Annotated in this window: 18 protein-coding genes and 3 pseudogenes; 12 read left to right on the top strand and 9 right to left on the bottom strand. The window is 59.9% G+C overall.

Going from position 1 to position 16,070, the window contains the following annotated elements:
* The first annotated feature begins 11 nt into the window (after positions 1-11).
* The 4 genes from NKI85_RS27825 to NKI85_RS27810 are packed head-to-tail and all read left to right on the top strand — an operon-like array spanning position 12 to position 3,650.
* Positions 12-818, top strand: coding sequence for an SDR family oxidoreductase (locus NKI85_RS27825; RefSeq protein ID WP_352779194.1), 807 nt, complete (start codon positions 12-14; stop codon positions 816-818).
* Between the two features lie 10 nt (positions 819-828).
* On the top strand, positions 829-1,776 hold the full coding sequence (locus tag NKI85_RS27820) for a 3-hydroxyacyl-CoA dehydrogenase (RefSeq protein WP_352779191.1): 948 nt from the start codon (positions 829-831) through the stop codon (positions 1,774-1,776).
* On the top strand, positions 1,773-2,735 hold the full coding sequence (gene kce, locus NKI85_RS27815) for a 3,5-dioxohexanoate:acetyl-CoA acetone transferase (RefSeq protein ID WP_352779188.1): 963 nt from the start codon (positions 1,773-1,775) through the stop codon (positions 2,733-2,735). The genes NKI85_RS27820 and kce overlap by 4 nt, the downstream gene beginning before the upstream one ends.
* Before the next feature lie 36 nt (positions 2,736-2,771).
* A complete protein-coding gene (locus tag NKI85_RS27810; RefSeq protein WP_352779186.1) occupies positions 2,772-3,650 on the top strand; it encodes an SMP-30/gluconolactonase/LRE family protein in 879 nt (292 codons plus the stop codon).
* Between the two features lie 355 nt (positions 3,651-4,005).
* Here NKI85_RS27810 and NKI85_RS27805 read toward each other — a convergent pair.
* Positions 4,006-4,504 (bottom strand): annotated as a pseudogene (locus tag NKI85_RS27805) (ATPase domain-containing protein); the annotation flags it as partial.
* A gap of 214 nt (positions 4,505-4,718) precedes the next feature.
* Here NKI85_RS27805 and NKI85_RS27800 point away from each other — a divergent pair.
* Positions 4,719-4,979, top strand: coding sequence for a hypothetical protein (locus tag NKI85_RS27800; RefSeq protein ID WP_352527422.1), 261 nt, complete (start codon positions 4,719-4,721; stop codon positions 4,977-4,979).
* Positions 4,980-5,139: 160 nt separating this feature from the next.
* On the opposite strand, the gene NKI85_RS27795 is transcribed toward NKI85_RS27800, so the two are convergent.
* On the bottom strand, positions 5,140-5,595 hold the full coding sequence (locus NKI85_RS27795) for a hypothetical protein (RefSeq protein WP_352779184.1): 456 nt from the start codon (positions 5,593-5,595) through the stop codon (positions 5,140-5,142).
* A gap of 216 nt (positions 5,596-5,811) precedes the next feature.
* The gene (locus NKI85_RS27790; RefSeq protein WP_352779181.1) at positions 5,812-6,216 is read right to left on the bottom strand and encodes a hypothetical protein; all 405 of its coding nucleotides are present in this window, start codon (positions 6,214-6,216) and stop codon (positions 5,812-5,814) included.
* A 1,000-nt stretch (positions 6,217-7,216) separates the two neighbouring features.
* Between NKI85_RS27790 and NKI85_RS27785 the strand changes: the two genes are divergently transcribed.
* The 5 genes and pseudogenes from NKI85_RS27785 (at position 7,217) to NKI85_RS27770 (ending at position 9,480) form a co-directional block, all read left to right on the top strand.
* Positions 7,217-7,741 (top strand): YciE/YciF ferroxidase family protein, encoded by a 525-nt coding sequence (locus NKI85_RS27785; protein ID WP_352527424.1) that lies wholly within the window; start codon positions 7,217-7,219, stop codon positions 7,739-7,741.
* 131 nt (positions 7,742-7,872) lie between these two features.
* A pseudogene (locus tag NKI85_RS27780) lies at positions 7,873-8,049 on the top strand (septum site-determining protein MinD); the annotation flags it as partial.
* Positions 8,046-8,203: pseudogene (minE, locus tag NKI85_RS37990) on the top strand (cell division topological specificity factor MinE); the annotation flags it as partial. The pseudogenes NKI85_RS27780 and minE, both read left to right, overlap by 4 nt.
* Positions 8,177-8,317 (top strand): hypothetical protein, encoded by a 141-nt coding sequence (locus NKI85_RS37985; RefSeq protein WP_502896249.1) that lies wholly within the window; start codon positions 8,177-8,179, stop codon positions 8,315-8,317. The pseudogene minE and the gene NKI85_RS37985, both read left to right, overlap by 27 nt.
* Positions 8,314-9,480 carry a beta-glucosidase gene (locus tag NKI85_RS27770; protein WP_352527425.1) on the top strand — a complete coding sequence of 389 codons (1,167 nt, stop codon included), beginning with the start codon at positions 8,314-8,316 and terminating at the stop codon, positions 9,478-9,480. The genes NKI85_RS37985 and NKI85_RS27770 overlap by 4 nt, the downstream gene beginning before the upstream one ends.
* Positions 9,481-9,529: 49 nt before the next feature.
* Here NKI85_RS27770 and NKI85_RS27765 read toward each other — a convergent pair whose 3' ends face one another.
* The 3 genes from NKI85_RS27765 to NKI85_RS27755 are packed head-to-tail and all read right to left on the bottom strand — an operon-like array spanning position 9,530 to position 11,780.
* Positions 9,530-9,691 (bottom strand): DUF982 domain-containing protein, encoded by a 162-nt coding sequence (locus NKI85_RS27765; RefSeq protein WP_352527426.1) that lies wholly within the window; start codon positions 9,689-9,691, stop codon positions 9,530-9,532.
* The gene (glf, locus tag NKI85_RS27760) at positions 9,688-10,830 is read right to left on the bottom strand and encodes a UDP-galactopyranose mutase (protein WP_352779177.1); all 1,143 of its coding nucleotides are present in this window, start codon (positions 10,828-10,830) and stop codon (positions 9,688-9,690) included. The genes NKI85_RS27765 and glf overlap by 4 nt, the downstream gene beginning before the upstream one ends.
* Before the next feature lie 2 nt (positions 10,831-10,832).
* A complete protein-coding gene (locus NKI85_RS27755; protein ID WP_352779174.1) occupies positions 10,833-11,780 on the bottom strand; it encodes a glycosyltransferase in 948 nt (315 codons plus the stop codon).
* A 645-nt stretch (positions 11,781-12,425) separates the two neighbouring features.
* Here NKI85_RS27755 and NKI85_RS27750 point away from each other — a divergent pair.
* Positions 12,426-13,349 carry a glycoside hydrolase family protein gene (locus tag NKI85_RS27750; RefSeq protein ID WP_352527430.1) on the top strand — a complete coding sequence of 308 codons (924 nt, stop codon included), beginning with the start codon at positions 12,426-12,428 and terminating at the stop codon, positions 13,347-13,349.
* Between the two features lie 431 nt (positions 13,350-13,780).
* On the opposite strand, the gene NKI85_RS27745 is transcribed toward NKI85_RS27750, so the two are convergent.
* The 3 genes from NKI85_RS27745 to NKI85_RS37980 form a co-directional block, all read right to left on the bottom strand.
* Complete coding sequence (locus NKI85_RS27745; protein ID WP_352779171.1) at positions 13,781-14,707, bottom strand: ArsR/SmtB family transcription factor; 927 nt, start codon at positions 14,705-14,707, stop codon at positions 13,781-13,783.
* 123 nt (positions 14,708-14,830) lie between these two features.
* The gene (locus NKI85_RS27740) at positions 14,831-15,016 is read right to left on the bottom strand and encodes a DUF982 domain-containing protein (RefSeq protein ID WP_352527436.1); all 186 of its coding nucleotides are present in this window, start codon (positions 15,014-15,016) and stop codon (positions 14,831-14,833) included.
* Positions 15,017-15,272: 256 nt separating this feature from the next.
* Positions 15,273-15,578, bottom strand: a complete 306-nt coding sequence (locus tag NKI85_RS37980; protein ID WP_502896242.1) for a hypothetical protein — start codon at positions 15,576-15,578, stop codon at positions 15,273-15,275.
* Positions 15,579-15,595: 17 nt separating this feature from the next.
* Here NKI85_RS37980 and NKI85_RS27730 point away from each other — a divergent pair, with 17 nt between their 5' ends.
* On the top strand, positions 15,596-15,853 hold the full coding sequence (locus NKI85_RS27730) for a hypothetical protein (protein WP_352527438.1): 258 nt from the start codon (positions 15,596-15,598) through the stop codon (positions 15,851-15,853).
* The last annotated feature ends 217 nt before the right edge of the window (positions 15,854-16,070 follow it).

Raw genomic sequence — 16,070 nt, 5'->3', positions numbered from 1 at the left:
AGGACAGGACGATGAGCACAAAAGCACCGGCATCGGCGGGCGAATTTCTGGCCGGGTTGAAAGGACAGCGCGTGCTGGTGACAGCGGGCGCCGGCGGCATCGGCTTTGCCATAGCCGACACGCTGTCGCGGCTCGGCGCGCGTGTCGTCGTCTGCGATGTTTCCGATCAGGCGCTGGCCGCTGCTCCGGACAAGATCGCGCTTGTCGCCGCGATCAAGGCCGACGTCTCGCGGGAAGAGGATGTCGACTGGCTGTTCGATGCTGTCGGGGAAAAACTTGGCGGACTCGACGCCCTGATCAACAATGCCGGCATCGCCGGGCCGACCGGCGGCGTCGACGAGATCGACCCGGCGGACTGGCGACGCTGCATCGACATCTGCCTGACCGGCCAGTTCCTGTGCGCCCGGCGCGCCGTGCCGCTGATCAAGGCGGCGGGCGGCGGCTCGATCGTATCGATGTCGTCGGCGGCCGGCCGCCATGGCTATGCGTTCCGCACGCCCTATTCGGCGGCCAAGTTCGGCGTCATCGGCTTCACGCAGAGCCTCGCCAAGGAGCTCGGGCCGCATGGCATAAGGGTCAACGCTATTCTGCCTGGCATCATCGAGGGACCACGCATCGAAGGTGTCATCTCGGCACGCGCCAAGCAGATTGGTATCAGCCACGAAGAGATGACGGATCGCTATCTCCAGAACATCTCGCTGCGCCGCATGACCAGCCCCTATGATGTCGCGGCGATGGTCGCCTTCCTGCTCTCCGACGCGGGCGTCAACATTTCCGGCCAGTCGCTCGGCGTCGACGGCAACGTCGAAACACTGTGAGGGACTGACAATGGCCGATGTCGCAATCATTGGAAGCGGTTTCATCGGGCGGGCATGGGCGATCAGCTTCGCCCGCGCCGGTCATGATGTGCGGATGTGGGACCAATCACCCGCCGCGACCAGCGGTGCGCGCGACTACATCGCCGGCGTACTCGGCGACCTCGCTGCCAACGATTTGCTGCGGGGACAGGCGGTGGATGCCGTGCTCGGCCGCATTGCCATTGTGGCGGAGCTTGGCGACGCCTTGGCCGATGCCGTCCACGTCCAGGAGAACACGCCCGAAAATCTTGAGGTGAAGCGTGACGTGTTCTCCCGGATCGACGCCCTTGCCGGTCCGCAGGCGGTGATCGCCAGTTCCACCTCGGCGCTGTTGCCGTCGAAATTCACCGATCATCTGCAGGGGCGGCACCGCTGCCTGGTCGTGCACCCAATCAATCCGCCCTATCTCATCCCGGCAGCCGAAGTGGTGCCGGCGCCATGGACTTCTGCCGACACGGTGGAAAGGACCCGCGCATTTCTTGTCGAAGCTGGCCATGCGCCGCTGGTGATGAAGCGCGAGCTCGACGGCTTCATCATGAACCGCCTGCAAGGCGCGCTGCTGGAGGAGGCGTTCCGGCTTGTCGCCGACGGCTATGCCAGCGTCGAGGACGTCGACACCGGCCTGCGCGACGGGCTGGCGCTGCGCTGGTCGTTCATGGGTCCGTTCGAGACGATCGATCTTAATGCGCCGGGTGGTGTGCGCGACTATGTCGAGCGCTATCAGACGATCTATTCCAACATCTTCCCGCAGATGCTGCGCCGCGTCGACTGGGCCGGCGAGGTCATGGAGACCGTCGAGGCCGAGCGCCGCAAGCGCCTGCCGCGGGAAGGACTCGGCCAACGACAGGTCTGGCGCGACCGCCGGCTGATGGCGCTGGCGGCGCACAAGAAAAAATCGGATCAGGAGTTTGGACGATGACGCAAACAAGCCGCAAGCCCGGCGCCCAGCAACCCAACGGCAAGGTCATCATCACCTGCGCGGTGACGGGGGCGATCCACACGCCGACCATGTCGCCCTATCTGCCGATCACGCCGGACCAGATCGCCTCCGAGGCGATCGCGGCGGCGGAGGCGGGTGCGGCGATCCTGCATCTGCATGCCCGCGACCCCGAGACCGGCAAGCCCGACCAGACGCCTGAGGCGTTCGCGCGTTTCCTGCCGCGCGTCAAGCAAGATACCAATGCCGCCATCAACATCACCACCGGCGGCAGTCCCTACATGAAGGTCGAGGAGCGTGTGCGTCCCGCCGCCCAATTCAAGCCGGAGGTCGCCTCGCTCAACATGGGCTCGATCAATTTCGGGCTCTATCACCTCGCCGACAAATACCAGACGTTCAAGTTCGACTGGGAAAAGCCGCATCTGGAAGCCACGCGCGATCTGGTCTTCCGCAACTCGTTCAAGGACATCGAATACATACTGGCGACCTGCTACGACAATGGCACGCGCTTCGAGTTCGAGTGCTACGACATCGCCCATCTTTATAACCTCTCCCATTTCGCCGATCGCGGGCTGGTGAAGCCGCCGTTCTTCGTGCAGTCGGTGTTCGGCCTGCTCGGCGGCATCGGCACCCATCCGGAAGACGTCGCCCATATGAAGCGCACCGCCGACCGGCTGTTCGGCGACCAGTTCCGCTGGTCGGTACTGGGTGCGGGCGCCAGCCAGTTGCGCATTGCGGCGCAATCGGCAGCGCTTGGCGGCAACATCCGCGTCGGGCTTGAAGACAGTCTTTGGGCCGGCAAGGGCAAGCTTGCCAAGTCAAACGCTGAGCAGGTGGTGCTCGCCCGCAAGATCATTGAAGGCCTCGGCATGGAAGTGGCGACGCCCGACGAGGCACGCGAAATCCTGTCATTGAAAGGCGGCGACAAGGTCGCGTTCTGACCTTTGCCGCAGAGCGTCGGAACAGAGGAGGACGGCATGAAGATCGAAGTCGTGGTGGACGTGAAGACCACGCTGGGCGAGGGACCGCTGTGGGACGTCGAGCAGGAGCGCCTCTATTGGATCGACAGTTTCGACGGGCGCGTGTTTCGGGCGACCGCCGACGGCCGCGAGATCCGTTGCTGGGACGTGCCGATGAAGATCGGCTCGATGGCGCTGCGCAAGGACGGCAGCGGTGCCGTGGTGTCGCTGCAGCGCGGCTTCCATCTGCTTGATTTCGTCACCGGCGATGTGACGCTGATCCACGATCCCGAGCCGGACCGGCCGATGAACCGGCTCAACGACGGCAAGGTTGACCGCCGCGGCCGCTTCTTCGCCGGCTCCATGGATACGATGGAGGAGGGGCCATCCGGCGCCCTCTACCGGCTCGACCCCGACTTTTCGGTCACCAGGATCGATTCCGGCATCATCTGTTCGAACGGCCCGTGCTGGAGCCCCGACGACCGCACCTTCTATTTCGCCGACACCTGGACCGGCGAGATCTGGGCCTATGACTATGACATTGCCACTGGCGCCGCCACCAATCGGCGTACCTTCGTGCGTGTCGACACCAGCCGCGGTGGCGCGGCCGACGGCTCGACCGTCGATGCCGAAGGGTATCTGTGGAATGCACTGGTCTATGATGGCAGGCTGGTGCGCTATGCGCCTGACGGCAGCGTCGACCGCATCATCGACATGCCGGTCAAGAAGATCACCAGCGTCATGTTCGGCGGACCGAAGCTCGACACCCTCTACGTGACGTCGATGGCCAAACCGCCGCTGCCACGCTTTCCGGGCGATGGAGTTTTACGCGGCAGCCTCTTTGCCGTCACCGGCCTCGACGTAGCGGGAGTTCCCGAGCCAAGATTTGCCGCGTAAATCGGTGCTCATCCTTCCCGCCTACTTGGTGCCACCCCCAACGTCCCGCCGCAGGGCGACCGGCGCTGGAAGCTCGTGCCGTGCGGTTCTGATGGAACCCACAATGAAAGGCGTGGGGTCGCTTCGCCTGAAGTGCGCGAAACATGTCCCTGGAAACCATCAACTGAGCCTTGGAGACCTGCTCGAAACAAGAAATCCACCCATTAGCAACTCCAATGCCTCGAGTGCCTCTTCGTCCCGCAAATTGGTCAGGGGTACGCTGTCCACGAAGACAACCTTTTCATCGTCTATGTCATAGACCTCCCAAAGCCCGTCCTTGATCCTTCGGATGGCGTGCCGGCGCTCCATAAGCAAAATCTAATACTTGAGTCTCGGCGACGTTGGGTAGAAAATCGGGCACGAGCCGATCATAATAGTGGAAAACCCTGCCGGTGTAGCGTAACGAGCCTTGCGAGATGGAGCCGGATTTCGGAAAGAGAATCGAAGACGACGCGATGCGGCTTGATGCGGTCGATCTCAGCCAAAGCTGCCTGCACGGTTTCTCCGAGTTCGAAGTCGAAGAATGAACAAGCGTCTGCAACTGGGACGGATCGAGACTGAGCTCTGGAGGAACGAGCTCCAGAATTTCTATGCCTTTCAGACTCCAACCGTGCTGTTTGCCACGAACACTAGTTCGCGCTTGCTCTCGGACAGGGTGATGTACAAGCATTCTCGCGTTGCGAGCCCCCGTTGATGAGGAACTGCAGCCCAATTGTGGTTTTGCCCGATCCGGGCCTCCCCTCAACGAGGTGCGCCCGAAACCTGGCGTAACCGCCGCGCAAGACATAGTCGAGACCCTCTACGCCGGTCGCTATTGGTGACGCTCATCTTCGTTCACGTTGGCCCCCAAATGTATTGGCGAACAGCCGGCAGAGAAACAACTCCAGCCGCGGCCTGCGGGCGGCTTATTCTACGCCGACTTGCTCGCCTTCGAAACTCACGAGGATCAGGAACAATGTTGCCCAAACCAAGTTTGGTGGTCTCGGAGGTAACGGCAATGCGAATACTGAGAACAATCTTCGGTCGGTTGTGGCGATCGAAAAGGAAGTCGCCGCCGGACCTTGCGTCGCCTGTCGACGCGATCATTCGGCTGCTGAAGGAGAAACCATCACCTGCTGCAAAGAAAACGCATGGCCATCCAGATCAAACTGGCGGCTGATCGGCGCTGCGATGCAGGATCGTGGCGACGGAGCACACAGCATCAGGCCTGAACTCGCCTATCTGCGGCTTGCGATCGTCAATGTCGTCTACTTCGGTGTGCCTGGTTGCGGCGGTCACAATTGGTGTTGATCGATACCGGGTGCCAATGTCCGGAAGACTATTGTCGATATCGCCGAGAGAACTTTTGGCAGTGGCGGCCGACCGGCTGCCATCCTGTTGACCCACGGCCATTTCGGGCGGCGGCGACGGCAGAGAAGGAGGACAGGGGTGGTGCCGGTCAACCAGGACGTCAGTTCTGGCCGGCAGATGTCGACCTCTCTGTCCGCGCAAGGCCCCGCACGGCGGCCACTCCGCGTGGGAAGCCGCTGCGGTTGCTAAAATCCTGCGGTTGCGCGCGGCCGCGAGCGTGCCGGGCGCTTACCGTTTGGGCGCTCAACCAATCGATGAGCGTCACACCGGCGACGAGGACCAGAGCAAGGCCGACGTTGTCACGTTTTGCATTGTCGCGCCGGAACGCCGGCAAGAGTGTTGCTATGTCGAGCGCGTCACCGGCCACACGGCTCCAAAGCCCTGCCTGTTTGTCTACCGACAAGGAGAGAATGCCGCTGCTGACTTCCCGCGCCCCGTAGGCACGGATGATGCTCTCTTTGCCGCGCATGCCGAGTGCGCGGGCGATCCGCTCGGAGGCCACAAGCTCGCCGACGCCCAGCGCTATGCTGAACCAGCCGAGTTTGCGTGCAAGCATATTGGAGGCTGCGAGCGCAGTCGGCCCAGACTTTACGACCTTGGGGTCGCTTGGCGATCTGCTGAGATTGCCGAATTTGGTAAGCATGTTCATGGCTCTCCTAGGGGGCCGAAGGCCTTGCCCTGATGCAGCCGAATAAGGGTCAATGTTCTGCCGGGACATCAGTGATCTTCTTCCTATGTACCCACAAAACAGGCTGGCAGGCCTATCTGACCTTCACATCCAGCAATCGCAGCTAGCGCCAAGGCAGACCTGGATATTCGAGGGAAAGTTGCCCCCGACATGGACACAGGGATTTTCAAATCGGGATCGGCAGATATGGATATGGATGTCAGGCGCTGGGTCCGGATGTGTCGGTGCACAAGCCGCGAACAGGACACGAGCTTTTTTGCACCAGAGCTGGAACAACAGCGCCGGGGCAAGGTTTGATGCCTGCAGCCGTTGTCCTCCCAGCTGCATGATCGGGTTGTCCGAGCGGCCCGCGCCTATTCCCGGGGCGCGGGCCATGTCAACGACATACATATCCTGAAAATCCTTTGAGGCGGCGAAAGCCGAGCCGTCCCGTTGAACCAGATCCGTGGCCGCCGAGATAATGCGGTTGCGCGCTGGGAACAGTGACAAGCCGCCTCAGTCGCCCACGCGCCAGCGTGCTGGAGCTTCTCGGCGAACCGTCGGCGTGGACACTGAAGGAAAGAGGCGATCACCTGCGCGATGGGCAGCCGGCTGCAACGATGGGCAGCAATCCCTGATCCATTGCGCGCGAGCCGTGAGCAACCCGCGTGGGGTGACAGAGATCGGTGCAGACTGGAACAGCACAACGTCCGCCAAACTCGAAGTGCCCACGGGAACGCGCGCCTTGCTGGCGGTTGCCGGATTGCGGATAGAGTCGGCGGAACTGGGCCTGAGCCAGGTCGACGTTGGACCGAGGCGATTGGGATCGCATTCCGCATAACGCCTTTGGACTCAGAATGGCAGAACGTCATAAAGTGGGGCGGGTTCGAACGTCGGGGAGGCCGCTTTATCTGTAGACCATCCATCGAATCAGGCATGGCGCAGATCGAGGTTCTACGACCCATATTCGGTTCCATTCGTCGGTCGGTATGCTCAGAAGTCGAACTATCGCTGAACCAGGTTGCCGCTTCAAAGCACAACCATTGTCAATTAGTGTAGCCGCCCTGGGGCGAGGTCGCATCCGACATTAGCGGGTATGATCGAAGTCTACGGCGAGACCACAACTGACCGTTGGCCAGCGACCATGTTTTCGAGCTCACGGTCCGAAATCGAGGGCGTCGGAACGATTTGCCTCAGCGCTCTGAAGGCGAGCTCTGTCGATATCAGGCGGTGGCGGCGACTGCGCGTGCCGACATATTGTTCGATAAGATCTTCACGCCGTCGCACGACACACCTCCAAGCCAACTTCACCCATATTAATTGCGGAAGTTTCTCAGATGCGCATTCACATCGGTTAACCGGACCAAAATAGACGCGGCTCGACTTAAGATTGAGCAGTTCGTTCCAACATTCGCAGGACAAGCGAATTGCCGGCCATGGTGAAGGAACAACAAGGCACTGGACTTGTTAGAGCCGTACATCCATCGATAGCTTTCAACAGGAGATGAGAATGGTGACGAGGAGAAGATCACAGGGCAGTTCCAAGGGCTTGGAAGACCTTTTCTACGATGGTCTGAAGGACATCTACTACGCCGAACGGAAGATTCTGACCGCCTTAAAGAAAATGGCAAAGGGCGCAGAGTCCGAAGAGCTGAAGGCCGCGTTCGAAAAGCATCGAGCCGAGACAGAAGGTCAAATCGAGCGCCTGCAGCAGGTTTTCGACGCGTTTGGCAAGAGGGCCCAGGGCAAGACGTGCCCAGCGATCGATGGCATGATCGAGGAGGGGCAGGAGATTTTGGAGGAATTCGGAGACGCTCCAGCATTGGACGCAGGGCTCGTGGCTGCAGCCCAGGCCGTCGAGCATTATGAAATCGCGCGCTACGGCACTCTTGTGACGTGGGCGGGCTTGCTCGGCCTAAGAGACGCAGTCCCACTTCTGGAACAGACTCTCGAAGAAGAAAAAGCCACCGATGAGGCGCTCACCCAACTCGGCGAAACTGGCGTCAACGAACGGGCAATGCAGCAGGCCGCGTGAGGTCGCGTATTGCTGGGGTGGCAATCCGAAATTTGCATCTTCTTGAGCAGCGCAATGAGCGAATTCGGATTGGCCATTTCCTCTGTCGCTTGCCTGTCGAGCACACGTGTTTTGGCACTAACCGCATTGTACTGCTGCGCGCATCCAATGTGGGCGCGCCGGTTACGCTCAGCGAAAACACGAACCCCGCTGCGCGCGCCTATATCGACGCAGCAAGAAGACTTGAGGGCGAGGACCTGCCGGTCATCCTGCTGCCTTTCGAGCGGAGGGGCCTCCTCGACCGGCTGTTGGAGAGGAGGGCAGCATGAACCTGCTCGACATCTTCAAGCGCCGCGGCAGCGCGCCGGTAGCGCGCGAGCGCTTGCACTGCTGTTGGCTTACGAGCGCCGAAGCCGCAACCAGCCCGATCTCGTCTCCGTCTTGCGCGAGGAGATCATGGCCGTGATCGCCAGGCAACGCCAACACGTCGACGTGATGGCAGCCGAATCGAAATCGACGAGCCGACCGAACCTGGCAATGGGCGATCGCCGAACGCAAGTGCTTGCGCCATCCCTGGCCGTCAGGATGCCGGTATGAACGAGGAACCGGCTCGTCGGCCCGCGGCAGATCCTTCTGGCATCGACAGCTTTTTCATGGGTGGTTTCGAGTGTTCCTCGCATCGTCGTGCCGACGGGGTGCGCCTTGATCTGATCCGTGCGACCTCACATGACACCCATGCATGCGGCGACTATCGCCGCTGTGCCGAGCTTGGGCTTCGCACGATCCGCGACGGCTTGCGCTGGCACTTGATCGAAACAGCGCCGGGAGTCTTTAACTGGTCGAGCTGGATGTCGGTGATCGAAGCAGCCCAAGCGGCCGGGGTGCAGGTCATCTGGGATATCTTCCACTATGGTTCGCCAGACCACGTCGACCAAGGTGGCCCGGGCTTTGTCGAGGCCTATGTCCGTTTCGCCGCGGAAGCTGTTCGGGTTCATCGCTTAGCCACCGGAGTGGCTCCCCTGGTATGTCCGATCAACGAAATTTCGTTTTTTGCGTGGGCGGTGGAGGTCGGCTATTTCCCGCGCGTCGGGCAGGACAAGCGCGGATGGTTCAAACGCCACCTTGTCAGGGCAGCGATCGCCGGGGTCAGAGCAATGCGGGAGGCCGAACCGAGTTGCAGGTTCATCTGGGCTGAACCGCTCATCCATATTGCTCCTCGTGACCGCACTCGCGCCGAGCGGCGGCGCGCCGAAAATGCTCGTCAGGGCCAGTTCGAGGCTTACGACATGCTGGTCGGGCGCGCGGAGCCGGAGTTGGGTGGCAGCGAGGACCTTGTCGACGTCATAGGTCTCAACTTCTATCCGCACAACCAATGGTATTTGAATGGGCCAACGATACCGATGGGGCACCACGAATACCGGGCGCTTTCGGAAATGCTGGTCGAGGTCGACGAGCGCTACAAGAAGCCGATGTTTATTGCCGAGACCGGCGCCGAGGGGTCAGGACGGCCGGCTTGGCTCCATTATGTTTGCGACGAAGTGCGCGATGCGATGAGCCTCGGCGCACCTATTGAGGGCATATGCCTGTATCCGGTGACGGCCTACCCCGGTTGGGACAATTCGCGCCACGCCGAAGTCGGCTTGTTCTCCACCATTCATGCGGACGGCTCGCGCACTCTTCACAAGCCGCTTGCCGACGAGTTGGAGCGCCAGCGCCGATTGTTCGAGGCTTTCGAAAACGAGCCAGCAGGCGCGGTATAGCCCCGCCGATACTGCGCCGCGCTTTAACTGCATCGGCTACGCGGTAAGCCTAAATCTGCCCGCCGAGAAAGATCTTGGCGTCCGTGGCCGCAGCGATGAACGCCTGGCGTGCGACCCTTGGCGACTTTTCGCCGCGGATGAGGGCAAGGCACGCCTCGATTGTTGCGGGTCGGTCGCCGCGAACGCAGCTTAATCCCGGCGCATCGTTCACTCCGCCGCCTCGCGCTGCGTCGGCATCTGCCCGATGCCGTTTGCCGGCATGCTCTTTTGAATGCGTGCGAACGTCGCCAAAGCCTGCCCGACGACCTGATCCATATTGTAATAGCGATATGTCGCCAGACGTCCGACGAACCAGACCTGTGGGCACGCCGCTGCCAATGCTTCGTAGCTTTTGTACAACGCCTCGTTTTCGGGCCGCGGCACCGGGTAATAGGGATCTCCGATGTCCGAGGGGTATTCGTAGGTCAGGCTGGTCTTCGGACTCTTCTGTCCGGTCAGATGCTTGTACTCGGTGATGCGGGTGTAGTTTTCCGTCTGCGGATAGTTGACGACGGCGACCGGCTGAAACTCCTCGCAATCAAGCGTCACGTGCTCGAAGCGCAGCGAGCGGTAGGGCAAGCGACCCAGCTTCCAATCGAAAAATTCGTCGATTGGCCCGGTGTAGATCATCCGCTGGAACGGAATCTTGTCGCGAATCTCACGATAGTCGGTCTGCAGCATGATCTTGATCTTGGGATTATCCAGCATGCGCTGGAACATGCGCGTATACCCGCCTGCCGGGATTTTCTGGAAAGTGTCGCCAAAATAGCGATCATCCCGATCGGTCCGCGTTGGCACCCGCGCTGTGACTGATTTGCTCAACTGGGAAGGGTCAACACCCCACTGCTTCCTAGTGTAGCCGCGGAAGAATTTCTCGTAGAGCTCCCTGCCCACGGTGCTCACGACGACGTCTTCGGCCGTGCGGACTTCTTCCACCGTCTCTCGCCGGGAAGCGAAGAACTCCTGCAGCTGCTCGGATGTCAGCTTAAGGCCGTAAAGGCGGTTTATGGTGTCGAGATTGATCGGTATCGGCAGCAGCTTTCCGTCGACCAGCGACAGCACGCGGTGTTCGTAAGACCGCCATTCGGTGAACTGCGACAGGTAGTCGGCGATCGATTGGGCGTTGGTGTGGAATATGTGCGGCCCATAGCGGTGGATCAGGATCCCCGCCTCGTCATAACAGTCATACGCGTTGCCGCCGACGTGATTTCGTCTGTCGACGATCAGGACGCTTTCTTGTCGTTGCGATGCGATGCGTTCCGCCAGCACGCTGCCGGCGAAGCCGGCGCCGACGATCAGCCAGTCGAACATGCTCACGCTCCCCTCAGCAACGGCACGACGCTCTTCATCGCGTAGGCGCGCTGGATGTGGGCCGCCATCGCATTCCAGGTCTTCTCCCAGGACATGTCGGCGAGGTAGGCGTCGACTTTCTCCACCAGAAAATCGCGGGGACGCGCCAGGATGGATCGAAGCTTGGCTTCGACATCCTCGGCGTCGACAATGTCGACTAGGCCTTCGGCGCCATAGGTGCGTACGACGTCGACGATCGCCGTGGAAACCACCGGCAGTCCTGCCGCCAGGAATTCAGGAGTCTTTGTCGGACTGATGTAGCGTGTCGCCTCATTGAGCTTGAAAGGCATCCAGCCGGCACTCCAATGCCGGAGATAGCGTGGCAGGTCGGCATAGGACTTGCCGCCCAGCCAATGCAGGTTGCTTGCCGTGGGCAGCCTCGCCGGATCGATCTTGACCACAGGGCCGAGCAGGACGAAATGCACGTCCGGCATTGCCGCAGCCGCCTGCGCTACCAATTCGACGTCGAGCCGCTCGTCAATGACCCCGAAATACCCCACTCTCGGGTGAGGTATGTTGGCCTGGTCCAGTGAGTCCTCACCCGGCTCTCTCGCCTGATGGAAATGTGCAACGTCGATGCTGCTTGGGAAAGGAAAGATCGAACGATGCAGGCTTCGCTTGGCCTCGTAAAGGCTCTGCCCGCCCGTGAAGACGATATCGGCACGTTGGAACAGCGCCTTTTCCAGCTGATTCAACTCTGCGGGTGCGTTCTTGAACGCGGAGAGTTCATCCATGCAGTCGTAGACGCAGACGTCATAGGCGAGATGGTCGCTGAAACGTAGCGCCATGGGCGTGTAATACCACGCGGTCAACCGTTCATGCGGCGTCGAGGCGACGATCTGGTCGACGAATCTGCGCTGGAGCGCATCCGCCTTGGTCGCGGACGTGCCGACTGGAATAATCGGCGTCACAATTCTGATCGTAGGTGAAACATCGTTCACCCGCATCGAAGCGTGGCGCCTTTCGTCGAAGATCGGCTCTTCGAAATAAATTAGCTGCTGCTGTTTTGAGGCGAGCGTCAGAATGTGTTGCGGTCTTTGGAATACGAAATTCCATCGGAGGTGGGAAAAGCAAAGTAAAATTGATGACTGTACAGGAATATTTGGTGTTAGGGGGGTGCCCACCGCCATTTCCATGTAGAAATCCTTGGTTGCAGTTACAAGCTGCCTCGATTAACATACGTTAACCAAGGCAGCTTCGAATGAAATTCGCAGCCATCTATATAACTTCCATCCCGATAAGTTGTTCCATAGCGCCAAACTGTGTCGGGCGAGGCCAGCGGTCCGCTCCACTCCGGCGATGGCTCGACAGAGAAGGGCAAGCCGGACGACGCTGCATCCGGCTGACATGATGGCCGCTCCAGAAGCTGAAGCCCCGCGCCGTGCGTGATCTCACCCAAAATGTGGCGCATTGCCACAGAACGGTTGAAATCGTTCAATCGTTCAACAACCGTTCATGGGCGGAGTTATAAATAAGGCCTGCGAATCGATTCGGCTGAGTCACGCAGACGGTCCAAATGAAAGGGGCCCGCGAAACGGTCGCGGGAATGCTTGTGAATGAAGATCGACTTTGAAACCAACGTCTTCCCGTTGTTTCACCCGCAGGCCGTGGATGATCTGAAGGACCCTTGTCCGGTGTTCGACGGCACGCTCTGGCACGTCTTCGGCTCCAGCGGCACCGTCACAACCGAGAGCTGGAAAATCCTCCACGCCACAGCGCCGGATCTTTATGGACCCTGGACAGAGCACGAGGCGATCGTTTTGCCGGTAACCGGATCGGGCATTGCGGCGCCCGGCGTCATTCATGAGTGCGGCGTCTTCCACATGTTTATCCAGACCGAATTCATGAAGTCCGGCGGACGTTGCGAGCACGCGGTCTCCAATGACGGCTTTCATTGGGTGGTGCTCAATCCGGCGATATTGTCGCTGCCCGACACCGATGAGGACGGCATCTACGATCCCCACCCCGCAATCATCGGAGGCAAGCGCTATATCGTCTATTCAGGCATGCCCAAATTCACCAGGGTGCCTCAGCCTGATGTCTATCTGGCGCGCAGCCAATCCGATTCTTGGTTCGGGCCATGGAAACGTCTCGGCAAGATACTCGATCATCTCGACGTGCCGCATCACAATGCGCGCGAGCACCCCGATTACGAGTGGGGGATAGAAGGGGCGCAACTGGTTGAATTGCCGGATGGCCGCGTGCTTCTCAACGCTACCTGCTTCCTCCCCGACGGCCCCCGTGGAAGCCGTCAACGCGTTTTCTTTGCTATCGCCGATAGGGTAGAGGGTCCTTATGTCTCGGTCGGCCCCGTCCTTGATCCTGGCGAGCCAGGAGAGAATGGCCATTCGACCGTAATGATCGAAGGCCGGCAATTGACTTTGTTCTACCAGAGCAGACGCGAGACGACGAACCACCGCTGGCGATATGGTCTGGCCAAGTGCGACTTGGATCGGCACATACTTTCCAGAGTTGCCTAGAGAACGTGATCCAGGATCATAGCCGCTGGGCTACCCACCTCGTCCAGGTCGCGTTGCCCGACGGACGCCGGCAAAACCCAAGACGGCACAGATTAAGCTCGCTCATCACAATGGTGTTGCCAGTCGCCGTTTCTGATCGATCGTGGCCAAGTGATAACCAGTGGCTAGATGTCCTAGGCTGATGAATAGCCAGTCGGCGAAGCCTGCGACGAGGCAGCTTGGGAGTATGAAATACATCAAGGTAAGCTGGGTCGCCTCAGATAATATATATAAATTCTCTTCGAAATCCTTGGTGAGACCAGTCGTGCCAATCGATTTCTCAGCGTCGGTGGCGAGATAGCCGCAAGTCTGACAATTGGATGTCGATTTGGCTAAAATGAAAGGAAGCAGCTGAAATTGCTGCACTATTTTTCAAACCCGGTTTGATGATATCAACCGGTTTTGATCCTGAGCAGGATATCCTGATCGTAATTTCCAAAGCCCTTGCCGAAAATGTTGATCCCGCCGGGGCGTTTGGCGTCGTCCTTAACGCCGATACGAATACGGATTGAATGATGGCTCTTCAGATCGAGTGCAACGAGGCCGGTTTCGGAAATCCTGACGCCGTCGACATAGGCGCCGTCAGTGGCAATTCGCCAGTTCTTCAGCTTGCCGTATTGCGAGCCCTTGAGCTTCCACCAGGAAGGCGTGAAGACGCCGCGCTTGTCGCCGAAATCTCCCGGTGACGTCCAGGTGCCGACATCGACGCCATTGATCGTCAGGGTGATGTCAGAGGGCCAATCGGCGCTGGTGCCCGGCACTTCCGAGGACAGCTCAATCGCCACTTCGAGTTCGGTGATCTCGGCATTGGCGAGCTTGGCATTGTTAGGGAACTGGTATTCGACAAAGCCGCGCGTGAACCACAGCAGCCCGGCCTTCATGCGGTCCGGATCGAGGAAGGTGTTCGGTACATCGAGCAGGCCGATGATGCCGTCCGGCGAACAAAGGCCGCAGGGCGCGGTAACCTTGAAACCGGTGTAGAGCCCGATCGGCATCGACACTTCGATCGCGTCGTTTTTGACCGCACGATATTCGCCCTTGAACACGACGAGCACTTCTTCGGCCGTCGGGTAACAGATTTTCTGATTGCCTTTCTTCGCTTTCCGGTTCTCGGTGCGGATCAGCCCCGCATCCTCTAGCACCTGGATGTTGGTCGAGACGGTCGATTGCGGCAGCGACAGCACGGCGGCGATTTCGTTGACATTCATCGGCCCCTTCTCATGCAGCAGTTTCAGCATCGAGATACGCGCCGAGGAGGCAAGCCCCTTGAGCACGGCAATGCCTTCCTCAGGTTCGATCACCAGAAAATTGCGACTCATGAATTTGCCAGTCTATGCTCGTGGAAGAAGTTATCGCCTCGCTAAATTCGTGTTCTGTAAGCTTGCGTTGGTGGGCGGGACCGTTGCAACGGCGTTGAACGAAACGCCGAGCCGGCAATTTGGTTACATGAAAGGGGCTACACCTTCGGTACGCATTTGAAGCCACGCCGCAACAAGGATGTTTGGCGACAGGTCTAAAATTCCTTCGCCGCGCAGGTCGGCAAGGCACGCCTCGATTGCAGCAAGCCGCGAGTCGCACCGGGGCTTCGGCCAATCCTTCAGCAAAACTTCGGCCGCGTCGGATACCACGAAAGCGGTCCCTAGAGCTGCGGGCCTGGCGAACTGATCGCATTGCTGTTCCGTCCGTTTCCTTTAGGTTCTGGAACACGAGGTCACAATCAAGGTTCGGCGGCCGCAGCAATGTTTCCCTCCCATGCATGGCTGCAGATCGGTGCGCTCCGATCGACCCTCGCCCCCCTCGGGAAGCCGCGGGTCTTCGCGGGGAGAGCTCTTGTGGCGCAGATCACGACACGCGCGGTGCGCCCCTTTCGATGCAAAACGCAGGTCACGCGGAGACGCATCGGCCGGCAAGTCGCGCCTGTAGGAGCACAACGGCCAGCAGAAAAAAACCGCGGATGACGCTCTGCCAATAGGCTGAGAGGGAAATCCAGCCCAGGCCGTTCTCGAAGTTCAGCACATTGAACAGGATGCCGAGCAGCAGCACCCCGGCTAACGTCAGAACCGGTCGGCCGCTCTCGTCCCGGACTTCCAGAATATTTGTCCGGTCTAGACCTTTCAGTGCCTCCTTTCCCAGGCCTATCAACCCCTGGACAGCGGCTTGGCGCGCCCCGTCAATCCCTTCGTAATCCAGCCCTAGAGCAGATGCTCGTGATCGCCGCTGTCAAAGAAAAGTCGGCTTTGCATTTTCAAAGCCGAACCAGGGAGCGCTCATTGTCCCGGGAGAAGCACAGCAGCCGTGAATTACCGGCCCAGCGGCTGCCTAGACAAAGAAACGAGCTCTGCTTCATCGACGATGCCGGCCATGTAGTTGGCTATGATACGCGAGGCTCTCGCTTCCCGTCGGTCTTCCGGCTCACCATCGACCTTCAACTGTTCGAATACGCGGCTAAGCAATGCCAGCTCTAAGGGGCTGAAATTGCCTGCGCTCTTAGCCTTCCCGACAATTGGCATAATTCAATCTCACCTGCCGCGGTACAATCCGCACCAACACCCTTCAGGATTGGCCAAGTATAACCGTCGATTTCAATGTCCTGGCAAGACGGCAGCGGGTGGGCTGGGAGCGGGTGGGCAGACCGGCCGTGAGGACGCGTCACACCCGATGAGCGCCGGACGCGCTCGTCGC

It is taken from the genome of Mesorhizobium sp. M0571, assembly GCF_040320985.1.
Classification (GTDB): Bacteria; Pseudomonadota; Alphaproteobacteria; order Rhizobiales; family Rhizobiaceae; genus Mesorhizobium.
This window is presented reverse-complemented; position numbering and strand designations above follow the sequence as displayed.